Consider the following 26,686-nt stretch of genomic DNA (forward strand, 5'->3'; position numbering starts at 1 on the left):
GAGCCGGGCGGGCGTTTTATGCCTGTTCGGGGCTGGTCTCACGCGCGTGGTAAGCATAGTACCCGACGCCGTATCCGGCCTCTTCGCGGCGCGTGTCGACCTCATTGAGGATCACGCCGAGGAGGTTGTTATCGCCCTGGCGGAGCAGCGAGAGGCTGCGCTGGAGCTCGCTGCGGGTGGTGGCCTGGCAGCGGGCGACGACGATGAGGCCGTGGGCGATGCGGGCGAGGATGAGCGGGTCGGTGACGGGGAGGACGGGGGGTGAGTCGAGGATGACGAGGTCGTAGCGTTCGCCGAGCTCGGCGAGGAGCTTGCGGGTCTGGGGGCTGTCGAGCAGCTCGGCGGGGTTCTGGGGGATCTCGCCGCAGAGCAGGAGGTGGAGGTTGTCGGGGAGATCCTCGTTCTGGGTGAGGATCGCCTCGTCGAGGGTGCAGCGTCCCGACAGCACGCCGGCGAGGCCGACGCTCTCCTTGCCGATCGGCGCGTCGAAGACCTGGTGCAGCCGCGGGCGGCGCATGTCGGCGTCGACGAGGATCACGCGCTTCTTGGCCTGGGCGAAGCTCATCGCGAGGTTGATCGCGGTCGAGCTCTTGCCCTCGCTGGAGTTCGGCGAGGTGACGACGAGGGTGCGCAGCGGCGACTCGCCCTGGACGAAGCTGAGGGAGGTGCGGATCGCCCGGCAGCGCTCGGCCATGAGGGACTGCGGGTAGAGCAGGGTGTGGAGGTCGCGGTGGCGTCGCTGGGCCCGCAGGTTGCCGACGCCGAGGCGGGCCTCGGAGGGGAGCAGCGGGAGCTGGCCGAGCACGGGCAGGCCGAAGTTGGCGATCGCCCGCTCGAGGTCGAGGAGGCCGCGGATGCGGTGGTCGCGGACGTCGACGCCGAGGGCGAGCAGCGAGCCGAGGGTGAGGCCGCCGATCAGGGCCACGGCGACCAGCAGCGCCTTCGGCGGGAACACCGGCTCGCGCGGGCGGGTGGCCCGGTCGAGCACCTCGATGTCCTGCGCCTCGACGCGGTTGGTCATCTCGATCTCGGTGTCGCGGCGCGACACGAGCGCGTAGGTCTCGGCGGTGGTGGTCGACTCGCGCTCGAGCTCCCGGTACTCGCGCTCGAGGCTGGTGAGCTCGAGGGCGCGGTTCTTCTCGGTGGTCAGCGAGTCGCGCAGCTGGTGCTCGGTCGAGGTGGCGGCGTTGGCCCGGGCCTTGAGCGACTCGAGCAGGTCGCGCTCCTCGCGAGCGATGCGCTTCTCGATGAGCTCGAGGCGGCGGCGAGCCTGCTGGAGGTCGGGCATCTTGTCGCCGTATTTGACGCTGAGCTGCTCGACCTCGCGTTCGGCGGTGAGCTGCTCGCTGCGCATGTCCTCGAAGATGGCGCGCTCGCTCTGGGGCAGGAGGCTGGCGCCGGCGAGGCTGCCGGCCTTGTGCAGGCGGCGGGCCTCGTCGTGGGCGGCGCGGGCGGCGAAGCTGTCGGCCTCGGCGTCCTTCAGGTTGGCGTTGGTGGCGATGATCGCCTCGGTGATGACGTTCTGGCGGTCGGCGAGGGAGATCGAGGAGATGCCGTGGGCCTGCTTGAAGTCGGCGAGGGCCTTCTCGGCGGCCTTGAGGTTGGCGAGGGCCTTCTCGCGTTCGACGCCCATGTTGTCCTTGGCGGCCACGCCGGTGCGGGTGCGGCTCTGGAGGATATGGGCGAGATAGGCGTCGGTGATCGCGTTGGCGATGTCGGCGGCGATCTGGGGGTCCGGGTAATCCGCGGAGATGCGGAGGATCCGCGAGCCGCGGACCTCCTCGACGTAGACCAGCTCGCGCAGGCGCTCGACGGGGTCGATCGCCTGGGTGCGGGCGAGTCGCTCGGCCTCGGAGCCGATGTCGTCGACGCCGAGGAACACCGGGTCCTGCGCGAGCCCGAGGGCGCCGAGCGCCCGCTCGGCGACGATGCGGCTGCCGATGATCTCACGCTGGGTCTGGTAGTACTCCTTGTAGGCGAAGAGGCGGCCCTCGTTGTCGTCCGAGACGCCCTTCATCTTGTCGAGCACCTGCGGGCCCGAGAGGTGCAGCACCATCGTCGCGTGGGCTCGCCACTTGGGTTTGAGCATCGAGATGGCGACGAAGCTGCCGGCCACCGCGAGGACCGTGGTGACGGCGACGACCAGCCAGCGCCGGCGCAGGATGCCGACGAAGCGCATGACCTGCTCCATCGCCCGGTCGGCCTCGTCGACCCCGGTGCCCTCGGCCTGCGGGCTGTGTTGCGACTGGGCCATGCGTGAAGCGCCAGCTTAGGCGCCGCGGCGCGAAACGCCAAGCAACCGGCGTGGGGCGGGGCCTGGGCGCCTGGGGCATATTTGCAGTTATCGTGACCGCGGCGGAGCCTGCGAGGCGTGGCGTGTATTGAGGGCGAGGAGGGCGGCGAGGGCGGCGTCGTCGTCGCGCCAGAGATAGGGCGGGAAGCCATAACAGGCGGCGACGGCGTCGTTGAGGGCGGTCCAGGAGCGGCGCAGCGGGCCGAGGTCGAGGGTTGCGGGGCGTGGGTTCGCGCTGGGGAGCTCGAGTGATTCGTGGGGCTGGGTGAGGGCCGGGCGCTCGAGGTAGTTGTGCAGGCGGGTGAGGCCGATGTCGTGCTCGCGGCAGGCGGCGCGGCGCAGGCGGTCGAAGTGGGTGGCACAGGCGGCGACGCGGGCGGCGAGCGCTGTGCGAGGGCGGCGGCGGGGATCGTAGTGGCCGTCCGGGTGGATGGGGAATGGGAAGGTCTCGAGGATCGTGCTGATGGTGTAGCGGAGGTCGCCCTTGAGGGTGGAGCCGCGGGCGCGGGCCCACAGGGCGTGCAAGCGAGATTGCAGGATGCCGAGGTGGTAGGCGTCGGCGAGGGTGATGACGATCAGCTGGTGATCGAAGCAGCGGTCGCGGGGCTGGCGGACGACGAGCAGGTGCGGGGCGAGGCAGGGGATGACGAGGACGTGGCGGGCGCGGGCGAGGGCCTGGCGGAGCGCGGGGGCGGGGCGCCAGAACTGCCACCAGTGCGGCATGGCGGCCTCGCGCGGGTTTTCGCGGCGATGCGGGAGGACGTGGCGGCGGACGTGCGCGAGGGCGCCGGGGTGACGCCGGGCGTCGGTGAGGGTCATGGTCGCGAAGTCGATGATCGTGCGCGAGGGTTGCTGCTGCGGATCGCGGCTGATGTCGCGGCCGACCAGGAAGGGGACGAGGACGGCGGCGGAGGCGGGGTCGCGGGCGAGGAGCTTGGCGTGGGCGGCGGGGGCGAGGACGAAGCCCGCGGAGCCGGGGGTGACGCCCATGAAGCCGAGGCCGGCGTTCTCGGGCAGGCGCTCGGCGTGGCTGCTGTCGACGGGGCACAGCTGGGCCGAGATGACGGCGACGGGGCGACCGGCGAGGCGACACGGACCGGCGTGCGGGCCGGAGATCCAGTTGATGATGCTGACGTGGACGACGGCGTCGCCGGGCCACGGGTACGAGCGCCAGGCGTCGGTGATCGTGCCGCCAGCGGCGAGGATGCGGTCGAGGCTGGCGATGCGGTTGGTGTTCTGGGCGATCGAGTTGGTGCACACGTAGCCGGCACGCTCGCCGGGGCGAAGGTGCTCGCGGGCCCGGGTGAACCAGTAGGTCGCGTAGTCGGCGGCGCGGTTGTCCGGGTAGCGGGCGAAGAGGGTGCGGACGAGCTCGTCGCCGAGGGCGCGGCGGAGCTTGCGGACGCCGAGGTAGGGCGGGTTGCCGACGATCGCCAACTCACCAGCGGGGCGAGGCCAGTCGAGGAGGAGGGCGTCGCCGGTGCGGATGTCGGGCGCAGTGTCGGGGTGCTGAGGATCGGCGAGGAGGTTGCGGGCGATCGCGGCGGCGTGGGCGTCAAGCTCGATGCCGTGGAGCTGGCCGAGCGTGAAGTAGGGGCCGGGTGGGGGTGGGAGGGCGAGCGCGTGGCAGCGTTCGGTGATCGCGGCGGCGAGCTGCGCGAGCGCGTCGCGGACGGCGAGCAGGAAGTTGCCGCAGCCGCAGGCGGGGTCGAGGACGTGGAAATTTTGGAAGGCGTCGACCAGAGCGGAGAGGGCGTCGCGGGGGGTGGCGGCGATGCGACGCTGCCAGGGCTCGACGATCGTGGGGCCGACGACGCGGAGGATGTCGGGTTCGGCGGTGTAGTGGGCGCCGTGGCGATGGCGGGCGCGGGGGTCGAGGCTGCGCTCGTAGGCGGTGGGATCGCGGCGCGTGGGCAGGGAGAGAGCGCCGCGGGCGGTCGCCGCGGGAGCGACGGGCGACGAGAGACCGTCGCGCTCGTGGTCGACGGCACGAGCGGCGGGTGCGACGGGCGCCGAGAGACCGTCACGCTCATGGTCGACGGTGGGACCTGTGGCGGGCGACGAGGCTGTGGTGTTCAGGCGAGCAGCTCGTCGGCGGTGGTGACGGTGAGGGCGCGACGTAGCCAGCGCTCGAGCTGCTCGAGGTCATGGCTGGCGCGGATGGTTGCGGCGGCCGCGGGTGGGACGGCGATTTCGCGGAGCTGGAGGAGGGTCAGGATGCTCGCGGCTGTGGCCTCGAGCTTGCCCTCGAGCTTGCCAGTCGCATGGCTCTCGGCCTGGATCTCGGCGATGCTGGTGTATCCGTGCTGCTGCAACAGGTTGTGCAGGGTGACCGCTCGGGAGGTCGCAGGGTCGACGAGGGCGCGGACGGGGAGAGGGTTCTGCAGGACCCCGGGCGCTGTGAGCGTGTCGTCGGCGCGCAGGATTCGCACAGGTTCGCCGCGCACGTGGACCTCGACGCGCAGGGGACCGTTGAGGCGGACGACCCAGATGTAGCGGACGCCGAGGGTGAGCAGCTCGGAGATTTTTGCGGCGAGTTCGGCCTCGTCCTGGCCGATGTCGGCGTACTCGACCGCGAGCGGCGGGACGGTGCGCAGCCAGCCGGGTTGCAGGGGGCTGTTGTCGGTGACGATGAGGTCGGGGGCGCGGAGGTTCTTGTTGTCGTTGAAGGCGATACCGACGTCGATGCTGACGCGACCGTCGACGGCCGGGTCGCTGGCGAGGGCGCTCGCGCCGGCGTTCTGGGTCCCGCCGTGGCGGTGACCGGCGGGCGCGCAGTAGATGGCGTGGCCGTCGCTCAGCTCGTAGGGGTCGCCTTCGCGGATCTGGTCGGCGCGGAAGGGGCCCGGGGCGACGCGCGGGAAGGGCATGGCGGCGACGATAGCAGGCGTGCGAGGTCAGAACCATCCGGGCTGCATGCGGGTGTAGGAGTCCTCGCCGTCGCGGCACAGGCGGACCCAGTGGTCGATGCGGGGGAGCTCGGTGGAGAACCAGTACTGGGCGGCGCACAGCTTGCCCTCGTAGAAGCCGCGATCGGCCGCTGCGGCGGTGGGGAGGGCGCGGGCGGCGACGCTGGCCTGACGCAGCCACTGCCAGGCGACGACGATCGTGGAGAAGAGCTCGAGGAAGTCGGCGCTGTGGCGGAGCATGAACTCGGGCTCGCCGGCCTGGCCGCGCCGCGCGAGCTCGAGGGTGAGGTCGGCGATGTTGTGGGCGGCGCGGTCGAAGTCGTCGAGCCAGGTCGTGGAGAGGCCGGCGTCGCGGGCGTCGGCGAGGGCGCGGCGCCACTCGTCGGCGAGGGCCAGGAAGGCGCCGTCGGCGAACACGCGGCGGCCGAGGAGGTCGAGGCCGTGGATGCCGGTGGTGCCCTCGTGGATGCTGTTGAGCTTCTGGTCGCGCAGCCAGGCCTCGGGCAGGTACTCGCTCGAGTAGCCGTAGCCGCCGTGGATCTGCAGGGCCAGGGCGTTGGCCTCGAAGCCGCGCTCGGCGGGGAAGCTCTTGGCGACCGGGGTGAGCAGGTCGAGCAGACGCTGGGCCCGGCGGCGCTCGTCCGGGTCGTCGTGGTGCTCGGCGAGGTCGGCGTAGCGGGCGGTGTGGATCAGCAAGGCGAGGCCGCCCTCGACGATCGCCTTCTGGCGCAGGAGCATGCGGCGGACGTCGGGGTGCTCCACGATCGCCACCTGCGGGGCGCGGGGGTCGCGAGCGCCGGGCAGGCGGCCCTGGTGGCGGCCCTGGGCGTAGCGGATGGCCTCGTGGTAGGCGACCGAGGCGGTGGCCATGCCGTTGACGCCGACCATGATGCGGGCGGCGTTCATCATCTGGAACATATAGGCGAGGCCCTGGTGGGGCTGGCCGACGAGCCAGCCGTGACAGTCGTTCTGTTCGCCGAAGTTGATGACGAGGCTCGGGAGGCCCTTCCAGCCGACCTTGTGGATCAGGCCGGCGGTGTGGACGTCGTTGTCGACGAGCTCGCCGTCGGCGGTGAAGCGGCGGCGCGGGACGGCGAGCAGGGAGATGCCCTTGACGCCGGGGGGCGCGTCGTCGAGGCGGGCGAGGGCGAGGTGGACGACGTTGTCGGCGATGTCGTGGTCGCCGCCCGAGATGAAGATCTTGTGGCCGTGCACGCGGTACGTGCCGTCGCCGGCCGCGGTGGCGCGGGTGGTGATGTCGCCGAGGCTCGAGCCGGCCTGCGGTTCGGTGAGGGCCATGGTGCCGGTCCACTCGCCGGAGTACATGCGGCGCATGAAGGTGTCGCGCAGCCAGTCGTCGCCGAAGGCCTCGATGAGGTGAGCCGCGCCGGCGGTGAGGCCGGCGTAGCCGTAGGCGCCGAGGTTGGCGGCCATGAGGTAGGCCTCGGCGACGATCGCCACGGTGTGCGGCAGCTGCTGGCCGCCGACGGCGTGCGGGCGGGTCGCGCTGAGGACCCCGAGCTCGGCCATCTGGGCCCAGATCGCGCGCATGCTCGGGTGCACGTGGATGCGCCCGTGCTCGAAGCGCGGGGGCTCGAGGTCCATCGGGCGATAGGCCGGGAAGAGCAGGTTGCGGGCCAGGCCGCGAGCGCTGCGCAGGAACAGCTCGAAGGTCTCGGCGCCGTGCTCGGCGAAGGCCGGGAGGCGGCACAGGGCCAGCACGTCGGCGACCTCGTGGAGCTGGAACTGCACGTCGCGGTCCGAGATGAGCGGGTTCTGGTCGGCCATGGCCGGAGGATAGGCTGGCGGCCCGGGACCGGGGGCCAACTTTGTGCTTGACGGTTGGTATTATAAGGGACATGATTCCATCACAACGGAATCGGGCGGATGGCCTCCATCCCCACCCGCCGGGCCCGTTGAGTGCTGAGTCAGGGGTGCTGCGAACCGATCCGCCGACGTCGTCCACGCTGGTGTGGGCGCCGTCGGCGGTGTCCTATTTCAGCGTACTGGTTTCAGCGTACTGGCGGGAGCGCGGCGAGGAACTCGGCGAGGGCGCGGTTGAAGGCGGCGGGTCGCTCCCAGTAGACCGAGTGGCCGGCGGCGGGCTCGTGGTGGAGCCTGGCCCCGGGGACATGTCCTACGAGCCAGGTGACAGCCGACGGCGGGATCAGGAGATCCTCCTCGCCGGTGACGCACAGCAGCGGGCCGCGGAGGGCGGCGAGCGGGACGGTGCGCATGGCGACGAGCGTGGCCATGACGGCCCGGCGGTCGAGCCAGGGCGAGAGGGCGGCGACCTGGTTGTAGAGGACGTTCATCGCCGGCTGCTCGCGGGCGAGGCGGAGGCCGGCGGCGACGCTGACGTGGGGCGGGAGCGCAGGCAGGCCGCGGGCGAGGTGGGCGGCGAAGATCGCGTCGAGCTCGGGGTGGGTGATGGCGCCGGTCGTGCAGGCGAGGACCAGCGCGCGCACGCGGTCGGGGCGGGCGGCGGCGAGGAGGGTGCAGGTCCAGCCGCCCATCGACTGGCCGACGAGCACCGGGGCGTGGAGGCCGAGGTGGTCGAGGAGGGCGAGCAGGTCGTCGGCGAAGCCGGCGAGGCCGGGGCCGCCGGGGGCCTCGGGCGAGCTGGCGAAGCCGCGGTGGGAGAACACGACGCAGGTGTGGCGGCCGGCGAAGTGGGCGAGCTGCTGCCACCAGCTGAGGTGGTTGCCGCCGAGGCCGTGGGCGAAGACCAGCGCCGGGGCGGTCGGGTCGCCGGCGCCGTGGACCTCGTAGTACAGATCGCAGTGCGGGCGGGGGAGGGTGGGCACGGCTGCGCTTACTTGGGCGGGCCGTGCCAGTGGGGCATCGAGCCGTGCGGGGAGTGGAAGTATTTGGTGGGCGAGGCGTAGCGGAAGTTGGTGACGCGGCTGGTGTAGATGCAGGCGTAGCTCTCGACCTGGGCGCCGAAGCGGCTGGTGTCGCGGCGGGCGGCGAACACGGAGCCCCAGTAGGGGTTGAAGGCCTCGTCGACGTCGGCGATGCGGCGCTCGAGGGTGTCGGCGACCTCCTCCTCGTAGCGGCGCAGGCGATCGAAGCGCTTGCGGACGGTGGCGCGGGTGTCGGCGAGCATGTGCTCGGCCTCGGCCGCGGCGACGCCCTGGCGGACCAGCTCCTCGGGGCTCATGCGGGCGAGCAGGCGCGAGAGGTAGCGCTGGGCGCTGATGTCGTCGGCGAGGGAGATGCGCAGCCAGGTGAGGTGCTCGATCTCCTTGAGGGTGACGTGGCGGTCGCGGCGGACGTCGAGCTCGTGCTCGAGGTCCTCGACGACCAGCGCGGTGCGCCAGCCGGAGCTCTTCTTGCTCTTCACGATGTCGCCGTAGATGTGGTCGCCGACGTAGAGGACCTCGTCGCTGTGCACGCCGAGGGCGGTCTGCAGGCCCTGCTGGTTGCCGCCGAGGTAGATGCGCCCGCGCTTGGGCTCGGGCACCGGCTTGCCGAGCGGGCGGTCGGCGAGGTCGAGCTCCTGGAAGGCGGCGGCGCCGGTGAAGAAGTCCGGCTTGCGCGCGCCGACGATGACCCAGTCGAAGTAGTCGCGCCAGTGGTCGTAGGCCGCGAGCTGACCGCCGAGCACGTAGCGCATCACGTGGTCGGTGTAGGGCAGCAGGCTGTTGGTCAGCAGGAACAGCTTCTTGCCGGCGCTGCGGAACTTGTGCAGGGTCTGGCCGAGCTCGGGGTCGATCTGGAAGTAGCGGCCGATGTCGCCCTGGATCAGGTCCTTGAGCGAGCCGTCCTGGTGGGCCTGGTCGATGCACTCGCGCACGTCGAGCCAGGCCTGCGCGTAGGTCGGCGGTCCGCTCGGCCACAGCTCGGGTCGGTGGTCGATGAGGTCGACGACCTCGGCGAACAGCGTGACCTCGGGCAGGGCGAACAGGGTGTCGACCGGGGCGAAGCGCTCGCGCTCGGTGCCGAGGCGCTGCGAGCGGTACAGCGACTTGCGCTCGGGCCGGGGCAGCAGGCGCTTGCCGTGGAAGGCGCGGCCGACGTAGCCGTGGCGGTCCATCTTGATGATGTTGCCGTAGCGCTTGTCGACGACGAGGCCGCGGATCGCGAAGGTCGGGTCGGAGCGGATCTCGCGGAGGGCCTCGGGGTAGCCGCGCTGCAGCAGCTTGTCGAGGGTGCAGCGGATCGACAGCGCCTCGAGCTCGTCCTGGCGGTAGAGCGCGAGGGTGTAGTCCATGTCGAAGCCGATGACCGTGATGCGGTCGAAGGCGAGGTCGCGGTTGGTGAAGATGCGCCGGGTGTACGGCGCCTCGAGCACGAGCTCGGCGTCGGCGAGCAGCTTGCGGATCGGTGTCGGGAGCCCGGACGCGAGGGACATGCGAGGCCCACGAGCCTATCAGGGGCGCAGGCTGCGGCCGTGATCGCGTTCTGGATCGCTGAATTAATTCGCGCAGAAACGATGAGTTGGTTTTTTTATGTGTATTGGTATCTGCATTGGACCCGCCGACGCAGGGTGCGGCGCCTTACGCTTGCCAGAGGCTTCGTCGCCCAGTTCACGCGGTTGCGAGAATTCGTGGGCTTCCGTACGGTGAGCCATGGTCGCAGCACCCCCCACGCTCAAGGATGAGAAGCGCGCGCTCTGGTACCTGCGGAAGATACCGCTGCTGGAGGGGTTATCCGCGGAGCAGCTGCGCGACCTGGTCCCGGAGGTCGAGGTCCGCGAGCTGCAGCGGCGCCAGATCGTGTACCTGCCCGGCGATCCGGGCGAGCAGGTGTTCTTCATCCAGGGCGGCCGCATCAAGTGCAGCAAGGTGTCGCGCGACGGCAAGGAGCTGACGCTGACCTACGTGGCGGCGGGCGAGTTCTTCGGCGAGCTGTGCGTGCTCGAGGGCCAACCTCGCGAGGAGATGGCCGAGGCGATGAAGAACTCGATCATCACGGTGCTGCCGCGCGAGGCCATCCGCGAGCTGCTGATGACCCAGTCGAAGATCGCGTTCCGCTTCATCAAGGTGGTCGGCGACCGCCGCCGCATGATGGAGACGAAGATCGAACACCTGGTGTTCCGCGACGTGCACGCCAAGCTGGCCGCGCTGCTGCTCGAGCTGGGCAAGGAGCACGGCAAGGAGACCGAGGACGGGCTGCAGATCGACCAGAAGATCACGCACCAGGAGATGGCCAACCTGATCGGCTCGACGCGCGAGACGATCTCGCTGACGCTGTCGGCGTTCAAGCGCAAGGAGCTGATCTTGCTGCAGGGGCGCACGGTCGTGCTCACCGACCTCGACGGGCTCGCGGCCCTGACCTGATGCGCTAGCCCCCCGTGAGGCCGCGCCGGGCCAGGTAGCGCCGCTTGGCCGCGGCGCCACGCTTCTCGAGCAGGGGTCGCAGCCAGCGGCCGAGCCCGGGCGAGAGGTAGCCGAGCGTCGACAGCTTGCCGGACATGTACGGGATGTCGACGTCGAGGCCGGTCTTGTCGCTGCGCACGCAGTCCATGACGACCGCCGCGACCTGCTCCGGGGTGACCATCGGCTGCGAGAAGGTCAGGTCGCTGACGTGCTCGAAGTCGTCGTCGAAGAAGTTGGTGTCGACCGGCCCGGGGTTGACGTTGGCGATCCGGATGCCGCGTCGCCCGAGGTCCTCGGCGGCCGAGAGGGCCCAGAAGCGCAGGCCCGCCTTGGTGCCCGAGTAGACCGCGGAGCCCGGCACGCCGAGCTTCCCGGCGAGGCTGGCGACGTTGACGATCACCCCGCCGGGGGCCATCAGGTCGGCGACCACGCGTGTCAGCACGACCGGCGCGACGAGGTTGACCGTGAACATGTCGGCGAGCTGCTGCGGCCGGTGGCGCAGCATGTCGCCGCGGTGGTGCAGGCCGGCGTTGTTGATCACCACGTCGAGGCGGCCGAGCTTCTGGATCACCGCGTCGGGCAGGGCCGTCAGCGCCTTGAGGTCGCCGACGTCGAGCGGGAAGGCGACCGCGCGCGGGCCGAGCTCCGTGCAGGCCCGCGTGAGGCGCTCGGCGCCGCGGGCCACCATCGCCACCTGGGCCCCGGCCGCGACCAGCATGCGGGCGACGGCCAGACCGATGCCAGAAGACGCGCCGGTGACGATCGCTACGTGGTCCTTGAGATCCATGGCCGCGAAGATAGCTGCAGCGTGCGCCGGCATGAAGGGCTTTAAATGGGGACGCCCCGCGCCCCACCGAAGTGGAGCCGCGGGGCGTCGCATCGAACCGCAGGGCGGTCGATGCCTGGACTACATGTCCATGCCGCCCATGCCACCGCCGCCGCCGCCGGGGCCCGGAGCCGGGGCATCCTTCTTCGGCTTCTCGGCGATCATCGCCTCGGTGGTCAGCATCATGCCGGCCACGGACGCGGCGTTCTGCAGCGCGGTGCGGACGACCTTCGTCGGGTCGATGACGCCGTCCTTGATCAGGTCGACGTACTGGCCGGTGCGGGCGTTGTAGCCGTAGCCGGCATCACCCGCGCGGACCGCGTTCATGACGACGCTCGGCTCGCCGCCGGCGTTGATGACGATCTGGCGCAGGGGCTCCTCGATCGCGCGACGGATGATGCTGATGCCGACCTGCTGCTCGTGCGTCGGGGCCTTGAGGCCGTCGAGCTGCTTCTGGGCGCGGATGAGGGCCACACCGCCGCCGGGGACGATGCCCTCCTCGACCGCAGCGCGGGTCGCGTGCAGGGCATCCTCGACGCGGGCCTTCTTCTCCTTCATCTCGACCTCGGACGCGGCGCCGACCTTGATCACGGCGACGCCGCCGACCAGCTTGGCGAGCCGCTCCTGCAGCTTCTCGCGGTCGTAGTCCGAGGTGGTCTCCTCGATCTGGGCGCGGATCTGCTTGACGCGGGCCTTGATGTCGTCCTTCTTGCCGCCGCCGTCGACGATCGTGCAGTTGTCCTTGTCGATCGTGATCTGCTTGGCGGTGCCGAGGTCCTTGAGGGTCAGGTTCTCGAGCTTCTCGCCGAGGTCCTCGGTGAGGGCCTTGCCGCCGGTCAGCACGGCGATGTCCTTGAGCATCTCCTTGCGACGGTCGCCGAAGCCCGGGGCCTTGACGGCGGCGATCTGCAGGGTGCCGCGGATCTTGTTGACCACGAGGGTGGCCAGCGCCTCACCGTCGACGTCCTCCGCGATGATCAGCAGGCTGCGGCCCTGCTTCGCCACCTGCTCGAGGATCGGCAGGAGGTCCTTCATCGTCGAGACCTTCTTCTCGTAGGTGAGCACGTAGGCGTCGCTCAGCGACACGACCATGCGCTCCTGGTCGGTGATGAAGTAGGGGCTCAGGTAGCCGCGGTCGAACTGCATGCCCTCGACGACGTCGAGGTCGGTCGTGTTGGCCTTGTTCTCCTCGACCGTGATCACGCCCTCCTTGCCGACCTTGCTCATCGCCTGCGCGATCAGCTTGCCGATCTCCTCGTCGCCGTTGGCGGAGATGGTGCCGACCTGCGCGACCTCGTCGTCGCTGCTGGTGGCCTTCGACTGGTGGGTCTTGATGTGGTTGATCACGGACTCGACCGCCTGGTCGATGCCACGCTTCAGCTCCATCGGATCGTGACCCGCGGCGACCATCTTCAGGCCCTCGCGGTAGATCGCCTGGGCCAGCACCGTCGCGGTGGTGGTGCCGTCGCCGGCGATGTCGGAGGTCTTCGAGGCGACCTCCTTGACCATCTGGGCGCCCATGTTCTCGAACTTGTCCTCGAGCTCGATCTCCTTGGCGACGGTGACGCCGTCCTTGGTGACCGTGGGGGAGCCCCAGGACTTCTCGATCACGACGTTGCGTCCGCGCGGCCCGAGGGTGACCTTCACCGCGTCGGCGAGGACATTGACCCCGCGCAGGATCGAGTTGCGGGCGTACTCATCAAAACGTACTTCTTTGGCTGCCATGGGAATTCTCGCTTGTATCTGCTGGAAGTTTGGGGGGAGGGGCGCGGACTAGCCTTCGAGCACGGCGAGGATCTCCTCCTCGCGGAGGATCATGTGCTCTTCACCGTCCAGCTTGATCTCGGTGCCGGAGTACTTGCCGAACAGGACCTTGTCCCCGGCCTTCACGTCGAGCGGGGTGCGCTTGCCGGTGTCATCCGACTTGCCCTGACCGACGGCGATCACGACGCCGCGTGCGGGCTTCTCTTTGGCGGCGTCCGGGATGAAGAGACCGCCAGCGGTCTTCTCTTCCTCGGCCATACGCTTCACCAAAACTCGATCGTTGAGCGGACGAACCTTCGTCATTGCAGTCTCCTGTGGTGCTTTTGTCAAAATGGGCGACGCCTGGCCCGCGTGGGCCCGACATTGGGCGCTCGCAGGCCGTGGACCAAACCCCCATGCCGCCGGTTTGGCGGGCTCCTGGGGGACATTGCTAGCAGTCGCCATGGGGCGAGTGCTAACGCGGCCGGAGTCTAGGACCATGGCTGTGAGCGTCAACCCCCGTCGCGGCCAATTTCAGAGCTCGCTTTGGCCCAGGGCCACCAGGTTTGCTCACATAACTTCGTGATGTGGCCCGCAGACCCTGCTAGCTTGCTGAGATGGGGGGTATGGCGATGGTCGACAAGCTCGCGTTGGATGGTTCGCTCGAGGCCTTCTTCTTTGACCAGGTCGGTGAGGCGCAGGCCCGGGCCGGCGCCAATCTCCCGCGTGAAGTCGAGGCGTACGTCGTTCACCTGCTGGCTGCCTTCGTCCACCGGCCCGACGCGGTCGGCCGGCGCAGCGGCCCGCTCGCCCTGCAGTACCTCGCGGCTCGGGCAGAGGCGGGCAGCGCCCGGGCCCAGGCCCTGCGCTCGCTGGGGGACCGGGCCCTCTTTATTGCCGGTGTCGTGCCGCACAGCCTCGACCGCAGCCCCGTGAACGTCCGCTACGTGCGCTCGCTCGGGGCCAGCGCCTATCGCGAGGTCTCCGATGGTCGCGGTGCGCTCGCCGTGTTCCACACCCTGGCGGACCGCTTCGCCGACGCCGCCGAGGTGATCTCGGAGGCGACCGACGCTCGCGGCGAAGCGGACCGCGATCTCCTCGGCCTCTACGACCGCTGGCGCCGTCACGGCGAGGCCCGCGACGCCCGCCGGCTCCGTGCCGCTGGCGTCGTCCTCGATCGCCCAGGCACGGACACCCTGCAATGAGGGCCCTGCGCGGCCTCTACCGCGGCCTCGAAGCCCTCAACGGCGCCGACTCTGGCGTCGACCCGGTGGCCTTCCTGGTCCCCTTCACGGGCAGCGGCCCGCGCGAGGAGCTGGTCGTGGTCCGTGAATCCGAGGACGGCGTGGAGATCGCCCTCGCCCTCGCCGAGCACGCCCTCGAGCGCCTCGAGCGGCGCCCTCACGCCAGCGTCCTCGGCGACGCCGCCCTCGCTGATACCCTCCCCGTCGTCGAGGGCCTCAGCCATCTCCTCTACCTCGTCGAGGCCGTCCGCCGCGAACGTCCGGTCAGCGGCCTCGAGCTCGAGACCCAGGCCGAGGTCGACAAGCTCGCCCTGTGCCTGCTCGCCCGCTGGCCGGCCGCGCGCGACGACTTCCCCCGCCTCGTCGATCGCCTGCTGTGCCAGTGGAGCCCGCTGCCCGGCCAGAGCGAGTCCCTGCGCGAGCGCTACGCGATCGCCAACCGGGTCGCCCTCCGCTTCATCCGCGGGCTCGAGCGCTGCGTGCGTGCGGGTCAGCTCGGCGGTCTGCGTCGCCGCCTGCGTCGCTTCTGGTCGGCCGACATGCCCGGCAAGCTCGCCCTCGCCGGCGCCTGAGTTCACGGTCGCAGGCGCTCGGGAACTCAGGCTCTCGAGGCTCGCCTGAGTTCACGGCCGCAGCAGCGTGTTGTCGATCAGCCGCACCCCGCCGAAGAACGCCGCCACCGCGACCAGCACCGGGCCCGCGACGCTCGCCACTGGTTGCAGCTCGTCGGCGTCGACCAGCGACGCGTAGTCGACCCGCCCCGGCGCGAGCGCCTGCGAGGGATCTGCGAGCAGCGCCGCGCTGTCGCGTTCGCCGGCCGCGAAACGCTCGCGCACCGCCGCCAGATAGCGGCTGATCGCCAGCGCCTCCTGCCGCGCCGTGCCCTTGAGGTTCGTGTTGCGGCTCGACATCGCCAGCCCGTCCGGCTCGCGCACGATCGGCTGCCCGAGCAGCTCGCCGACGAGGTTCAGGTCCGCGTGCATGCGGCGGAGGATCGCCAGCTGCTGGTAGTCCTTCTCGCCGAACAGCCCCACGCTCGGCTGCACCAGCCCCCACAGCTTGGCCACCACCGTGCACACGCCGCGGAAGTGACCCGGTCGGCTGGCGCCGCACAGGTGGCGATCGAGGCCCTCGACCTCGACCCAGGTGCGGGTCCCGTTCGGGTACAGCGCGGCGCCATCGGTCGGACAGAACGCCACGTCGACCCCGCAGCTGGCCGCCTTCGCCAGATCGCCGGCCTCGTCGCGCGGGTAGCGATCGAGGTCCTCGCCCGGCCCGAACTGCGTCGGGTTGACGAAGATCGACAGCACCAGCTGCCCGGTCGCCCCGGCCCGTCGCCGGCCCTCGCGCAGCAGCGACAGGTGGCCCTCGTGCAGGTAGCCCATGGTCGGCACGAAGGCCACCGAGGTGCCCGCCGGCAGTCCAGCGCGCCAGGCCAGCAGCGCCTCGCGCGTGCGCAGCAGTTTCATCCTGTCCTTTGGGTCATGTCCGCCCACCGCCACCCTCCTGTCCTTTGGGTCATGTCCGCGAGGACAGCATCAGCCGGGCCCGTAGGTGCCGGGCCCCGCTGCAGTGGCCGGTCGGCTCGCGTCGGCCGCGGCGAAGCTGTGCTCCTCGCCGGGGAAGCGGCGCTCACGGACCTCGCGGGCGAAGCTGGCGAAGGCCTCACGCACGACCCCGGCCAGCTCCGCGTAGCGCTTGACGAAGCGCGGCTTGAAGCGGTCGTCGAGGCCGAGCAGGTCCTGCATGACCAGCACCTGCCCGTCGCAGCCGACCCCCGCGCCGATGCCGATCGTCGGGATCGCCAGGGCCTCGCTGACCTGGCGGGCCAGCGGCGCCGGGATGCCCTCGAGCACCAGGCTGTAGGCCCCCGCGTCCTGCAGCGCGAGCGCGTCCTGGCGCAGCCGCTCGGCCGCGTCCTGGTCGCGGGCCTGCACGCGAAAGCCGCCGAACTCGTGCACGCTCTGCGGCGTGAGCCCGACGTGGCCCATCACGGGGATGCCGGCCGACACGATCTTGCGCACCGCCTCGACCGTGCGGGCCCCGCCCTCGAGCTTGACCGCCTCGGCCCCGCCCTCCTGGATCAGCCGTCCCGCCGACATCAGCGCCTGCTCCGGGCTCACCTGGTAGCTCATGAACGGCATGTCGACGACCAGGTGGGCCCGCTGCACCGCCCGTCGCACGCAGCGCGCGTGGTAGGCCATGTGCTCGAGCGTGACCTCGAGCGTGTGCGGGTGGCCCTGCATCACCATCCCCAGGCTGTCGCCGACCAAAATGATGTCGACCCCCGCCTCGTCGACCAGGCGGGCGAAGGTGGCGTCGTAGGCCGTCACCATGGCGATCGCCTGTCCCTCGCGCTTGAGCCGCCCGAGGGAGGGAACCGTCACCCGCTTCGGCTGGGGGGTGGCGGCATCAGGCGCGGGGACGGGGATCTCTCCCGGTCCGCGATGGTTCGGCGGGGTCGACATGCGAGCGGCGCGGAGCATATCGCAAAGGCACTGAAGCGCGCCCGAGAAACCCCGAATCACCCCTTCAGACCCGGGGATCGAGTCGCCACAGTTTCGCGCAAACCGGTGCGTAAAATCACCGCGATCGCGCATCGAGAAATCTTTGTATGTTGGCTTCCTGAACGTGCCCAGGCAAATCTGGAGGCGATGCGATCGAATTGTCAGCTTCACTGCGCGGAGCATCGTTCTGGCCGCCCGCACGGCGCTAGCGAGCAGGTGAGCTCACCCGCTGGATTCCCGCGCTGGACCCTCGCGCTGCTGTTGCTCGCCGCCTGCGGTGATAACGGCAACAACGACGGATCTGGCGGCGACACCGACAGCACGGCCGCCAGCGACACCGACGCGCCGACCTCGAGCGACCCCAGCGCGGGCAGTGATGACACCGCCGGCGGCGAGGTCGGCCCCAACTTCGGCCTGCTCAGCTTCACCTTCTATCCCGCCGACGCCAGCCCCGCGCCGGCCCAGCTTGGCATGGCCGGCGCCTGGCGGACGGAGCCCTTCACCACCGACGACTTCTACGCCGTCCGCTCGCTCGCCCTCTTCTTCCCGCCGCCGCCGGCCAAGGCCGACACCCTCGAGGTCCACGACATGTCGGCCTACGATTGGGGCAAGGCCGACGCCTGGATCACGCTCGGCAACGGCCTGCGCCTGCACAGCGCCGACGCCGACGCGCTCGCCTGCCTGCAGGTGCTGGAGGACAGCTACCCGGTCTACCTCAGCGACGACGCCGCCTTCTTTGACAAGGCCTGCGCCCCCGACCCCGCGCAGTGGCAGCCCGCCACCGCCTACGACCTCACCGCCTACGGTGGCGAGGCCTTCGCCGACCAGACCCGCCAGGCCGCGATCACCACCCCGGGCGAGCTCGTGGTCACCGCGCCCGCGATCGACGTCTTCGACTTCCCGCTCGAGCAGGCCAAGGGCCTCGAGATCAAGTGGGCCGCCGACGACGACCCCGACGACCGCATCATCATCCGCATGTGGGATCAGTTCGGCCGCCAGCTCGTCGTCCACGCCAGCGACGACGGCAGCTACACGATCGCCGCCGTCGAGCTCACCAAGCTCGCGGCCGGGCCCGCCACCCTCACCGTCGCCCGCGAGCGCAGCCGCGAGCTCGGCCTCGCCGCTGGCAACCTCCGCGTCGTCGCCCGCACCGAAGTCTGGGCCTACCCCGACCTGTTCTAATTCTTAGCCGCCTCCAAGGAGCCCAGCATGCAGCGCAGAACCTTCCTCAAGACCGCCGGCGTCGCCACAGCCGCCGGCGCCGCCTTCAGCGTCCTTCGCCACCCACGGCGTGCGCAGGCCGCCTGGGGCGACTGGCCCGCCGACAAGCTGGACGCGATGATCCCCGGCGATCGCCAGGCCCAGAGCGTGCTCGAGCTTTACATGTACGGCGGCATGAACGCCTTCGACACCTTCTACACCGTGCCCAAGTGGGGCATGGGCAAGGAGCTGTTCCTCAACGCCTACCTCCCGGAGACCAGCGCCCGCTTCCAGAGCTGCGGCTACCCCGGCGAGCTCAGCGAGGCCTTCGCCGACGACGCGATGGGCGAGACGGTCCACCTCGGCCCGTGGATCTCGGCCCTGCGCGCTCGCCCCGACATCCTCGCCCGCATGCGCATCGTCGTGCAGCGCCACGACCTCCTCCCGCACGAGGGCGCCAACCCCTACGCATTGACCGGCAGCCGCCTCGGCTCGCCCCGCCTCGCCGGCGTCGGCGCGGCGATCCAGCGCCACTTCCTCGAGCAACCCGGCGGACTGCGGGCCACCCCCTACGCCTACGTGCTCTACCCCGGCGTCGAGTTCCCCACCGACAACGTCCGCGCCGCCTCGGCCGTGGGCTTTCATCCCGGCTCGGCACGCCCGCTCAGCGTCACGGTCGACCCCGACTCCCAGCTCGGCCTCCTGCTCGGCCGGCCCGCGGTGGCCGGGCGCCGCGAGCAGTTCGACGCCGCGATCGACCACTACCTCCGCGCCTACCAGCAGCGCTTCCGTCCCGGCGGCAAGGGTGCCCCGACCCGCGCCGCCGAGCGCAGCAACTACGAGTTCGCCCACTTCGCCCGCAACGGCGCGGCCCAGCTCGAGAGCGTGCTCCCGGCCAGCAGCTTCCAGCCGATCGCCGGCGAGGCCTGCGGCGACAACGAGGCCGTCGACAAGCCGGCCATGCAGGCCCGCCTCGCCGCCAACCTGCTGACCCGCACCACCGACCGCGCCCGCTACGTGCAGTGGATCGACGGCGGCCTGCGCCCCAACGGCGCCGGCGGCCACGACACCCACGACAACCACGTCTACGACGCCTCGCGCAACGTCGGCCACACCATGCAGGCGCTCGTCGACATCATCAACGAGCCCGGCGAGGGCGACCCCGACAAGCTCGACCTCGACACCACCATGGTCGTCATCAACACCGAGTTCGGCCGCACCCCGTTCCGTCAGGGCGACACCGGCCTCAATCACTGGCCGCAGGGCATGGTCAACGTGTTCATCGGCGGCCCCGTCTCGGCCAAGGAGAAGGGCATCTACGGCGCCATCACCGAGGACCAGGGCTTCGCCCAGAGCTACATCAGCCCGGCCGAGAACCGCATGCTCGTCATGATGGCGCTCGGCATCTACCCCTTCAGCTCGCAGACCTTCGCCGTCGGCGACGTCGCCGGCGGGGTCAAGGACGAGCTCGCGGCCGCAACCCGCCTGGCCCAGGTCTACCTCGGCCTCAAGGCCTGATCCGGAGGCACCCATGACCACCGCGCACACCCCCAGCACCCTCCGCGGCCTCATCGCCCTCGGCCTCGCTACGACCCCGCTCGCCTGTCAGGACGACGCCGCCGGCACCGCCACCGAGACCGCCGAGACCGACCCCCCCGCGACCGGCACCGGCGACGGCGACACCGATGTCCTCCCCACCACCAGCGCCGGCAGCGACAGCGGCGATGACGGCGGCGAGCCGCCCCCGCCCGGCGACCAGGCCGAGGACTGCGACGCCGGCGACGAGGCCTTCATCAAGCGCCTGATCCCGCTCGTCCAGGGCCGCAAGCCCGAGGGCATGCGCGAGGTCCTGCTGCTCGTCAGCATGATCGAACAGCTCGACGCCGCCGGCGTCGACGGCCGCGCCGTGGTCGCCCGCGGCCTCGCCAGCGGCCCGCTCTACCTCGGCCGCTGGCGTCAGTTCCTGTGGGAGCAGCTGCGGATCAACCGCATCGAGATCAAGTCGAACCTCAACTGCTACTCGGTCACCAACGGCCCCAACGCCGGCCCCGAGCTCGCCAAGTTCATCCGCGACAACGACGCCAACGGCACCAGCTTCGGCCAGAAGTTCAGCATGGCCGACGTCCTCGAGAGCAGCCTGCGCCTCGACGACCTGAGCCCGCTCTACCGCGCCGACATGTTCGCCCGCATGGCCCGCCCGCTCAGCGGGGCCAACATCAGCCCCGAGGAGTTCGAGGTCAACGCCCGCTCGAACTTCGGCGAGATCTTCGAGTCCGCCTACCTCGGCCGGCGCAGCGGCTGCCTCGAGTGTCACAACAGCGAGGAGTCCGTCACCTTCAACCCCGACCCCAAGCAGAACCACTTCTGGTCGATCCCCGGCAAGTTCGAGGCCGCGATCTACGGCGCCTCCAAGGGCCGCCCCGAGCAGGAGCTCTACGCCGCGTTCCGCGTCACCGGCTTCACCGTCGAGAAGGGCGGCGTCCAGGCCTGGGGCATGTCCTCGTGCGGCGGCTTCGACCCCGGCCGCGGCGGCGACCTGCTGAACATCCCCGGCTACCTCGGCGGCAAGCTCCCGGCCGGGCAGCACCTCTTCGACATCGACCCGCTGTTCAAGTCCGGCTTCGCCAGCCTCGCCGCCGACGGCCTCACGCTGGAGGACAACCTCGACGTCGGCCCCGACCAGGCGCTCGCCTACCTGACCGCGACCAACATCGTCAACAACGTGTGGAAGGAGCTGCTCGGCCACCCGCTGACGCTGGCCCACAACTTCCCGCGCAACGCGAAGCAGCGCGAGATCCTCCAGAACCTCAGCGAGGCCTTCGTCGCCGACGACTACTCGCTGCGCACCCTGATCACCGAGATCGCGGTCCACCCCTACTTCAACGTCGACGCCCCCGACCTCTGCGACACCTCGACGCCCTACTTCCTCGAGCCGGTCTACGAGCCCTACTCGATCACCACCGCCGACCCCAACCGCCGCGGCAACAACGTCGGCGACCGGGTGCAGCGCTTCAGCGCCTGGGTGCTCATCGAGTCGGCGATGCGCAGCATGTGGTGGGACCTCCCGGTCGGCCAGATCGCCGCCCAGGACTTCGACTACCCCGCGATCGACTTCCTGCGCGACACCGGCATCTTCCTCAAGGACGCCCAGAACGGCTTCAACGGCGTCGACTTCAACGGCCTGCTCGCGTGGGAGAACCGGCTCGCCAACGGCAGCAGCCCCGGGCTCAAGGGCGCGTGTACCGGCCCGCTCGGCCAGCCCTGCTCGCAGTACGAGTGGATCGAGCTCATGTTGGTCGCGGCCTCGAAGACCTCCGGCACCACGGTGCGAGACCTCGCCGCCGCGATCAAGGATCGCCTGATCACCGAGCCCGTGATCGCCGACGACGGCGAGCTCGAAGCGATCGCCGCGATCATGGGCCTGGACCCCGCGAGCAAGATGAGCGCCAACGACGGCGTCGCGCTCGAGCAGGGCGCGCGCCGCTACGCCGGCCTCCTCTTCAACACCCCGCAGTTCATGCTCTCCGGCGTCCCCAGCCGCGATCAGGACCCCGCCGCGATCCCCAAGTTCGCGGTCGCCGGCACCGATACAGAGGCGCTCTGCAAGCACCTCGCCCCGCTCATCCTCGCCGACACCTACACATTCACCTGCTCGGCCGACGGCATCAAGCTGGCGAAGAAGTAGTCACCGCCCGACGCCAGGCACCAGCGAACCTCGCGGCCGCAGCTCCGCCAGGCGCCGTTCTGCCAGCGCCCGCTCAGGCGCCTCTGGCTCCGGGAGGGCGAGGTACGCCTCCCACAGCCGCGCCGCGCTGCCGTTGTTGCGCGCGGCCTGCTGCTCGAGCGCATTCAGGTACAGCCGCTCGTGCAGCGGCAACAAGGTGTCGACCGCCCCGCGTTCGCTGCCCGGGGCGCGCAGCGCCAGCAGCTCGCGCTGGGCCGTCTCGGGCGCGCCCGCCCGGTCGTACACCAGCGCCAGCACGTACACCGAGGTCGCTCGCTGGGCCGTCGGTGCCAGCTCGCGGGCGCGGTAGGCCAGCTCGAGCGCTCGCGGCAGCTCACCCGCCAGCAACGCCGCGACCGCGGCCGCCCGGTCGGCGCGCCAGCCCTCGACCTCACCGCGCCGCTCCGCCTCGGCCAGCGCGGCGCGGGCCGTGCTCGCCTCACCCAGCCCGAGCGCCGCGTAGCCGAGGAAGTAATACGTCAACACCGGCGGCGGCTCGCCGCGCCGCTCCGCCTCGACCAGCGCCCGCGTCAACCAGGTCCGGGCTTGCAGGCGGCTCTCGCGGTAGATCTCCGCGAGCCGCGGCAGTCCGTCGATCAGGTCGATCTGCGGCGGATAGCTCGGCACCTTGACCAGCTCGCGCATCGCCGCCAGCACCAGCACGGACGGCGCATTCGGGCAGTCGCGGGCCAGCGCCGCCCACGGCGACTCGCCGCTGCTCTCCTCGGATTGCGTGCTGACGCGCTGGAGGATCCCCTCCGCCTGGCGCTCACGCTCGCGGCAGCCTGTCCATGGCCGTCCCCCGGCCTCCGCCCACACCGTCGGCCCCGGCGCCTCGACCGGCGCGAGCAACAGCGACCCCACCAGCAGCAGCGACATCGTCGGCGATCGTAGCAGCCCGCGACGAAAGTCGGCGACCGGCGCGAGCGACCTCCTCACCCTGCGAGGCAACTCCGGCCAACCGCTGGCCCTGCATACCCCACGCGAACAGGCAAAAATTTGGCCCCTGACCCGGCCCATGAAACCCTGCGTCCGTGACCCCGCCGCCGCGAAATCGCCGTCGCCAGCACCCGGCCAACCGCCGTCGACCGCGGCCCTCCGCGACCCACGGCGCCGCTCGCCGCCACTCACGCTGGCTGGCGCGCCAGCTCCAGCGCGCCGGCCTGTGGCTGCGCGCCCTGCCGGCCCGCCTACGCAGCACCGCCGACACAGCCGGATCTGGCCGCCTGCTGCGGCCCTGGTCCGAGCCCGCCGCGCCGCCGAGCAGCGCCGACACCGGCCTGCAGATCGTCCTCGACGACGACGACGCGACGACCCCCACCGGCACCCTCCGCACCCCGGCCGTCCCCGCCAGTGCCGCGCTCGGCGACCCTGCCGACTCCGCCGCGACCCTCACCGCCGACTCCGGCAACTCCCCTTCCCCCGTCGTTCCCCGCGCCCCGCGCCCGCTCCAGCGCGCCAGCGCCTTCAGCAAGCAGATCGCCCCGAAGGCCCTCGCCCTCGGCCGCGAGCTCGCGCCCAGGGCCGCCCAGCTCGGCCGACAGTTCGGCCGGCAACTTGGCCCGCTCGCCCGCCGCAGCGCGGCCGCGACCGGCCAGAGCCTCCGCGCCACCGGCCGCCGCCTGGCCAACTTGCGCCCGCTCCTGCGCCTGCTCGGCCGCTTCTTCGCCGCGATCGGCGCGGCGACCCTGTGGCTGCTCGGCGGCCTCGCCCGCGGCAGCACGATCGTCGGCGACCGCCTGGCCGGCGCGCTCGCCCGGCATCAGGCCCTCCTCCTCGCCCTCCTCACCCGCGCCCTGTGGTGGACGGCCCTGGTCCTGCTCTTCCTCGGCGGCCGCGCCCTCGTGGAGATCCACGAGCGCAGCCCCTTCCTGGCGACCGCACTGCCCTCATTGCTCGCGGGCCTGGCGCTGTGTGCATTCCTCCTGCTGTTCGCCAGCCAGGCGCGCATGCGCTGGGCGGCCTTCGCCCTCGGCCTCGGACACGGCGGGCTGCTCGCGCTGGTGTGGGTCGTCAGCGCGGTCGCGTGATCGCTGATCGCGGGGCACCGTCCCGCGGATCAATCGCTATTGCCGGGCGGAGAATCTATACACATTTCGCAGCGAGCGCCCGAGCCAAGCAGGCCAAACCCGGCCGGCATCAGTCTCCGTTTGGCCGGCGCGGCCGCCCGCCGATCGCCAGGCGCACGCGGAGCATCACCGGCATCACGGCGCCCAGCAGCCGCGCGAGCCGCGTGTCCGGGGGCTTGAACGAGTTGCCGCCGCCGGTGCGTCCGGCGACCAGGTCGCGCACGAATTCTTCATAGCTGGTCGGACGGATCCCCAGCGCTTGCAGCGTCGGGTGGACCTGCTCGAGTCGGTGCTCGCGGACCCAGCGGGAGATGACGATCACATGCTCCGCCGGGGTCGCCGGCACGCCCAAGATCTTCATCATCAGCCCCAGCGATCGCGGTGACCCGTTGATATAGCTGACAGGTCGGCCGAGCACGCGCCCCAGCACCTCGGCCATGTCCCACATCGTCAGCGCCGTCGGGCCGGTGACGTCATAACATTGGCCCGCGTGGCCCGGCTCGAGCAGCGCCTTGACGGCCACGGCGGCGACGTCGCGGACATCGACGAGCGGCATGGCCCCGTCGTCGTGGGGCGCGCTGATCACTCCGACTCGCTCGATCATGGCCCACGAGAACAGGGTGAAAGTCTGCATAAAGCCGTGCGGGCGGATCACGGTCCAGGCGAGCCCCGAGGCGGCGAGCGATCGCTCGATCTCCGCGTGCGAGCGGAGGTTCGGCGACTCGGAGTTAATGTCGGCCATATAGGCCGAACATTTGACGATGTGTTGCACGCCGGCCTCGCGTGCCGCCGCGATAAAGGCCTGCTCCCTGCGGATCAGCGTCTCGTCCGGCGTGCTGACCAGATATGCCTTCTCGACCCCCTCCAGCGCCGTCCGCAGGCTCGCCGGGTCGTCGAAGTCCCCCGCGATCGCCTCGATGCCGCGGGCGGCCAGCTTCGTGCGGTTCTCCGCGCTCCGCGCCATCGCCACGAACGGCACGCCTCGTGCCAGGAGCAGGTCGGCGATCACGGACCCGGTGTTCCCCGTCGCCCCGGTGACCAGAATGCGTCCGCCCATGTGCCCCAACGTACCCGATCCCGGCGCGCGGCGTCCTCGCCCCATGGCGGTCCGTCGCCCGTCCGCGTACCCTCGGGGCCATGCGTCGCGCCGCCCTCCTGCTCGCCGCTGGCATCCTCGCCTGTCACCCGGGCGGCGCCGCCGACGACACCGCCGACGCGGACGGATCGAGCGGCGACAGCGGCGAGGCGACGCCCACGCCCGACTTCCTGAACCCCGCCGTCGGCAGCTTCCGCGTCGACGCCAACCAGACCGAGCCCGAGCTCCTGGTCGTCCAGGACATCGTCGTCGGCGTCACCGAGGTCCTGCTCGACGGCCACTCGCTCGGCACCCTGCAGGGCGACGGCGCGGTCGGCAGCCTCGGCCCCGACGCCCTCTCGCTCACCGTCCACGGCGCGCTCACGGTCGGCAGCCACACCCTGCAGCTGCTCACCCGCACCGCGGACGCTCCGCGCTACTCGGTGGAGCTCGAGATGAAGGTCGAGGCGCCCGAGCCCGCGACGCGGCCGATGTGGAGCGCCACCCTCGCGCCCGAGCTCGTCGGCACCGGACAGGTCCTGGTCAGCTCGGGGGTCGGCGCCAGCGGCCTGCTCGGTCTGCTCGCCGCCGGCGACCCCGACCCCGAGCTGCGCCTCTTCCCCGCCGATGCCACGCGCGGCTGGACCACGGAGCCGGTGCTCGTGCCGCTCGAAGGACATGTCCTCCTGGACATGTCCTTTACGCCAGCCGTCTCCGCGATCGCGAAACCGTCGGTGGACGGCGCGCCGAAGTCCATGCGGGTCGCGTACAACGTCGGCCTCCCGGCGACGCAGGTCGTGACCCGCGAGGTCCAGCAGGGCGCCGACCCGCAGATCCAGGACCCGGTCATCGCCTTCGACCTGGGCGACGCGCTCGGCGAGCTGCAGTTCGAGTGGGCCGCCTTCGGCCGCCCTGTGGTCGTGGGCGACGCCTTGATCGCCGAGCTGCACGCCGCCCCGGACGCCGAGCAGCCGCACCCGGGCGACCACCGCCTGTTCGCCAGCCTGTGGCGCGGCCCGGCGCTGGGCTGGACCCCGCCCCAGCAGATCGGCACCGCCGCCCCCGCCGACCTCGACGCCCTCGGCCCCGCACCTGTCCTCCCGGACATCCCGTCGGATCACAGCAACACCCTCGCCGTTCGCCTCGGCGGCGCCTTCCCGGCCCTGCTCGAGCTCAGTGACACCGGCGCAGTCGCCCTCACCGTCCCGCCGCTCACGGCCCCGCTCGACGTCAGCGGCGACATCACCCTCGCCACGATCGTCAGCAACTTCGGCAGCCGTACGGTCGCCGCCGTCGACACCGCCGGCCGCGTCAGCGTCAGCATGCTCGAGACCAGCCACGGCAACACCCCGCGCCGCGCCTCGCCCAAGCCCGCCACCCTGCCTGGTGTCCCCGCCACCGGCGCGCTCGCCCCGGGCGTCGCCCGCGGCTACCCCTTCTTCCTCGTCCCCTACGGCGCCGCCGCGCCGGTCCAGGTCGTCGCCAGCGACGGCGAGAACAGCTTCGTCCAGCCGCTCGCCGACCTCCACTGCGACGCGGTCGCGCTCGCCGTCACCCTCGCCGGCAACGACCCGAAGCACGCCGTCCTGCCCTTCGCTTGCCTGCTCGACGGGGAGCTGCGCCTCGGCCAGCTCGCGGTCGACCCGGCGCCGGGCCCGTAGGCGTCTGTCGCCTCTGGGCCCCGCGCGCCCGCGCAGGCGCTCGTCTGGCGCTTGCTTGGCGCTCGTTTGGCCCCGCGCGCCGCGCAGGCGCCGTCTGGCGCTCGTTTGACC

21 protein-coding genes are annotated in these 26,686 nt (G+C 71.3%); 8 read left to right on the forward strand and 13 right to left on the reverse strand.

All coding sequences use genetic code 11. The annotated features are described in order from the left end of the window. Window positions 1–16 precede the first annotated feature (16 nt). The 6 genes from IPJ59_RS09925 to IPJ59_RS09950 form a co-directional block, all read right to left on the reverse strand. Window positions 17–2,254: a GumC family protein gene (locus IPJ59_RS09925; RefSeq protein ID WP_293271066.1), complete on the reverse strand. Its 2,238-nt coding sequence runs from the start codon at window positions 2,252–2,254 to the stop codon at window positions 17–19. An 87-nt stretch (window positions 2,255–2,341) separates the two neighbouring features. Further along, on the reverse strand, window positions 2,342–4,420 hold the full coding sequence (locus IPJ59_RS09930; protein ID WP_366524578.1) for a DNA methyltransferase: 2,079 nt from the start codon (window positions 4,418–4,420) through the stop codon (window positions 2,342–2,344). After that, window positions 4,369–5,163 (reverse strand): Uma2 family endonuclease, encoded by a 795-nt coding sequence (locus tag IPJ59_RS09935; RefSeq protein WP_293271068.1) that lies wholly within the window; start codon window positions 5,161–5,163, stop codon window positions 4,369–4,371. The genes IPJ59_RS09930 and IPJ59_RS09935 overlap by 52 nt, the downstream gene beginning before the upstream one ends. Window positions 5,164–5,190: 27 nt before the next feature. Further along, complete coding sequence (locus IPJ59_RS09940; RefSeq protein ID WP_293271070.1) at window positions 5,191–6,990, reverse strand: acyl-CoA dehydrogenase; 1,800 nt, start codon at window positions 6,988–6,990, stop codon at window positions 5,191–5,193. A gap of 224 nt (window positions 6,991–7,214) precedes the next feature. After that, entirely contained in the window at window positions 7,215–8,009 is a 795-nt protein-coding gene (locus tag IPJ59_RS09945) for an alpha/beta fold hydrolase (protein ID WP_293271072.1), read from the reverse strand. 8 nt (window positions 8,010–8,017) lie between these two features. Further along, window positions 8,018–9,559 carry an HAD-IG family 5'-nucleotidase gene (locus IPJ59_RS09950; protein ID WP_293271075.1) on the reverse strand — a complete coding sequence of 514 codons (1,542 nt, stop codon included), beginning with the start codon at window positions 9,557–9,559 and terminating at the stop codon, window positions 8,018–8,020. A gap of 217 nt (window positions 9,560–9,776) precedes the next feature. Between IPJ59_RS09950 and IPJ59_RS09955 the strand changes: the two genes are divergently transcribed. Beyond that, window positions 9,777–10,487 (forward strand): Crp/Fnr family transcriptional regulator, encoded by a 711-nt coding sequence (locus IPJ59_RS09955; protein WP_293259040.1) that lies wholly within the window; start codon window positions 9,777–9,779, stop codon window positions 10,485–10,487. A gap of 4 nt (window positions 10,488–10,491) precedes the next feature. Here IPJ59_RS09955 and IPJ59_RS09960 read toward each other — a convergent pair whose 3' ends face one another. The 3 genes from IPJ59_RS09960 to groES all read right to left on the reverse strand — a co-directional run bounded on the left by IPJ59_RS09960 (window position 10,492) and on the right by groES (window position 13,419). Next, window positions 10,492–11,313, reverse strand: a complete 822-nt coding sequence (locus IPJ59_RS09960; protein ID WP_293271077.1) for an SDR family NAD(P)-dependent oxidoreductase — start codon at window positions 11,311–11,313, stop codon at window positions 10,492–10,494. Window positions 11,314–11,433: 120 nt separating this feature from the next. Next, window positions 11,434–13,077, reverse strand: a complete 1,644-nt coding sequence (gene groL / locus IPJ59_RS09965; RefSeq protein WP_293259036.1) for a chaperonin GroEL — start codon at window positions 13,075–13,077, stop codon at window positions 11,434–11,436. A gap of 48 nt (window positions 13,078–13,125) precedes the next feature. Continuing rightward, the gene (groES, locus tag IPJ59_RS09970; RefSeq protein WP_293259034.1) at window positions 13,126–13,419 is read right to left on the reverse strand and encodes a co-chaperone GroES; all 294 of its coding nucleotides are present in this window, start codon (window positions 13,417–13,419) and stop codon (window positions 13,126–13,128) included. A 302-nt stretch (window positions 13,420–13,721) separates the two neighbouring features. On the opposite strand from groES, the gene IPJ59_RS09975 reads away from it, so the two are divergent. Beyond that, window positions 13,722–14,300: a hypothetical protein gene (locus IPJ59_RS09975; protein WP_293271079.1), complete on the forward strand. Its 579-nt coding sequence runs from the start codon at window positions 13,722–13,724 to the stop codon at window positions 14,298–14,300. After that, entirely contained in the window at window positions 14,297–14,911 is a 615-nt protein-coding gene (locus IPJ59_RS09980; RefSeq protein WP_293271081.1) for a hypothetical protein, read from the forward strand. Before IPJ59_RS09975 ends, IPJ59_RS09980 begins: the two co-directional genes overlap by 4 nt. 51 nt (window positions 14,912–14,962) lie before the next feature. Here the strand turns inward: IPJ59_RS09980 and panC are convergent, their stop codons facing one another. Continuing rightward, complete coding sequence (gene panC / locus IPJ59_RS09985; RefSeq protein ID WP_293271083.1) at window positions 14,963–15,808, reverse strand: pantoate--beta-alanine ligase; 846 nt, start codon at window positions 15,806–15,808, stop codon at window positions 14,963–14,965. A 69-nt stretch (window positions 15,809–15,877) separates the two neighbouring features. Continuing rightward, window positions 15,878–16,807 (reverse strand): 3-methyl-2-oxobutanoate hydroxymethyltransferase, encoded by a 930-nt coding sequence (gene panB, locus IPJ59_RS09990; RefSeq protein WP_293271084.1) that lies wholly within the window; start codon window positions 16,805–16,807, stop codon window positions 15,878–15,880. Between the two features lie 255 nt (window positions 16,808–17,062). On the opposite strand from panB, the gene IPJ59_RS09995 reads away from it, so the two are divergent. Genes IPJ59_RS09995 through IPJ59_RS10005 form a run of 3 tightly spaced genes read left to right on the forward strand, consistent with a single transcriptional unit; the run spans window position 17,063 to window position 21,731 of the window. Then, window positions 17,063–18,028 carry a hypothetical protein gene (locus IPJ59_RS09995; protein ID WP_293271086.1) on the forward strand — a complete coding sequence of 322 codons (966 nt, stop codon included), beginning with the start codon at window positions 17,063–17,065 and terminating at the stop codon, window positions 18,026–18,028. Between the two features lie 27 nt (window positions 18,029–18,055). After that, a complete protein-coding gene (locus IPJ59_RS10000) occupies window positions 18,056–19,564 on the forward strand; it encodes a DUF1501 domain-containing protein (RefSeq protein ID WP_293271088.1) in 1,509 nt (502 codons plus the stop codon). Between the two features lie 13 nt (window positions 19,565–19,577). After that, window positions 19,578–21,731, forward strand: coding sequence for a hypothetical protein (locus tag IPJ59_RS10005; RefSeq protein WP_293271090.1), 2,154 nt, complete (start codon window positions 19,578–19,580; stop codon window positions 21,729–21,731). Here IPJ59_RS10005 and IPJ59_RS10010 read toward each other — a convergent pair whose 3' ends face one another. After that, a complete protein-coding gene (locus tag IPJ59_RS10010) occupies window positions 21,732–22,649 on the reverse strand; it encodes a hypothetical protein (RefSeq protein ID WP_293271092.1) in 918 nt (305 codons plus the stop codon). It lies immediately after the preceding gene. Window positions 22,650–22,804: 155 nt separating this feature from the next. Between IPJ59_RS10010 and IPJ59_RS10015 the strand changes: the two genes are divergently transcribed. Beyond that, entirely contained in the window at window positions 22,805–23,800 is a 996-nt protein-coding gene (locus tag IPJ59_RS10015) for a hypothetical protein (RefSeq protein ID WP_293271094.1), read from the forward strand. 109 nt (window positions 23,801–23,909) lie between these two features. On the opposite strand, the gene IPJ59_RS10020 is transcribed toward IPJ59_RS10015, so the two are convergent. Further along, complete coding sequence (locus IPJ59_RS10020) at window positions 23,910–24,896, reverse strand: SDR family oxidoreductase (protein WP_293259014.1); 987 nt, start codon at window positions 24,894–24,896, stop codon at window positions 23,910–23,912. An 80-nt stretch (window positions 24,897–24,976) separates the two neighbouring features. Between IPJ59_RS10020 and IPJ59_RS10025 the strand changes: the two genes are divergently transcribed. Next, a complete protein-coding gene (locus tag IPJ59_RS10025; RefSeq protein WP_293271096.1) occupies window positions 24,977–26,575 on the forward strand; it encodes a hypothetical protein in 1,599 nt (532 codons plus the stop codon). Window positions 26,576–26,686 lie beyond the last annotated feature (111 nt).

Source organism: Nannocystis sp., from assembly GCF_016714285.1.
GTDB lineage: Bacteria > Myxococcota_A > Polyangia > Nannocystales > Nannocystaceae > Nannocystis.

Excerpts from the sequence above, each read along its gene's own strand:
- IPJ59_RS09925 (WP_293271066.1), bottom strand. The coding sequence starts at position 2,254 with ATGGCCCAGTCGCAACACAGCCCGCAGGCCGAGGGCACCGGGGTCGAC.
- IPJ59_RS09935 (WP_293271068.1), bottom strand. The coding sequence starts at position 5,163 with ATGCCCTTCCCGCGCGTCGCCCCGGGCCCCTTCCGCGCCGACCAGATC.
- IPJ59_RS09940 (WP_293271070.1), bottom strand. The coding sequence starts at position 6,990 with ATGGCCGACCAGAACCCGCTCATCTCGGACCGCGACGTGCAGTTCCAG.
- IPJ59_RS09950 (WP_293271075.1), bottom strand. The coding sequence starts at position 9,559 with ATGTCCCTCGCGTCCGGGCTCCCGACACCGATCCGCAAGCTGCTCGCC.
- IPJ59_RS09955 (WP_293259040.1), top strand. The coding sequence starts at position 9,777 with ATGGTCGCAGCACCCCCCACGCTCAAGGATGAGAAGCGCGCGCTCTGG.
- IPJ59_RS09960 (WP_293271077.1), bottom strand. The coding sequence starts at position 11,313 with ATGGATCTCAAGGACCACGTAGCGATCGTCACCGGCGCGTCTTCTGGC.
- groL (WP_293259036.1), bottom strand. The coding sequence starts at position 13,077 with ATGGCAGCCAAAGAAGTACGTTTTGATGAGTACGCCCGCAACTCGATC.
- groES (WP_293259034.1), bottom strand. The coding sequence starts at position 13,419 with ATGACGAAGGTTCGTCCGCTCAACGATCGAGTTTTGGTGAAGCGTATG.
- IPJ59_RS09975 (WP_293271079.1), top strand. The coding sequence starts at position 13,722 with ATGGCGATGGTCGACAAGCTCGCGTTGGATGGTTCGCTCGAGGCCTTC.
- IPJ59_RS09980 (WP_293271081.1), top strand. The coding sequence starts at position 14,297 with ATGAGGGCCCTGCGCGGCCTCTACCGCGGCCTCGAAGCCCTCAACGGC.
- panC (WP_293271083.1), bottom strand. The coding sequence starts at position 15,808 with ATGAAACTGCTGCGCACGCGCGAGGCGCTGCTGGCCTGGCGCGCTGGA.
- panB (WP_293271084.1), bottom strand. The coding sequence starts at position 16,807 with ATGTCGACCCCGCCGAACCATCGCGGACCGGGAGAGATCCCCGTCCCC.
- IPJ59_RS10000 (WP_293271088.1), top strand. The coding sequence starts at position 18,056 with ATGCAGCGCAGAACCTTCCTCAAGACCGCCGGCGTCGCCACAGCCGCC.
- IPJ59_RS10005 (WP_293271090.1), top strand. The coding sequence starts at position 19,578 with ATGACCACCGCGCACACCCCCAGCACCCTCCGCGGCCTCATCGCCCTC.
- IPJ59_RS10010 (WP_293271092.1), bottom strand. The coding sequence starts at position 22,649 with ATGTCGCTGCTGCTGGTGGGGTCGCTGTTGCTCGCGCCGGTCGAGGCG.
- IPJ59_RS10020 (WP_293259014.1), bottom strand. The coding sequence starts at position 24,896 with ATGGGCGGACGCATTCTGGTCACCGGGGCGACGGGGAACACCGGGTCC.
- IPJ59_RS10025 (WP_293271096.1), top strand. The coding sequence starts at position 24,977 with ATGCGTCGCGCCGCCCTCCTGCTCGCCGCTGGCATCCTCGCCTGTCAC.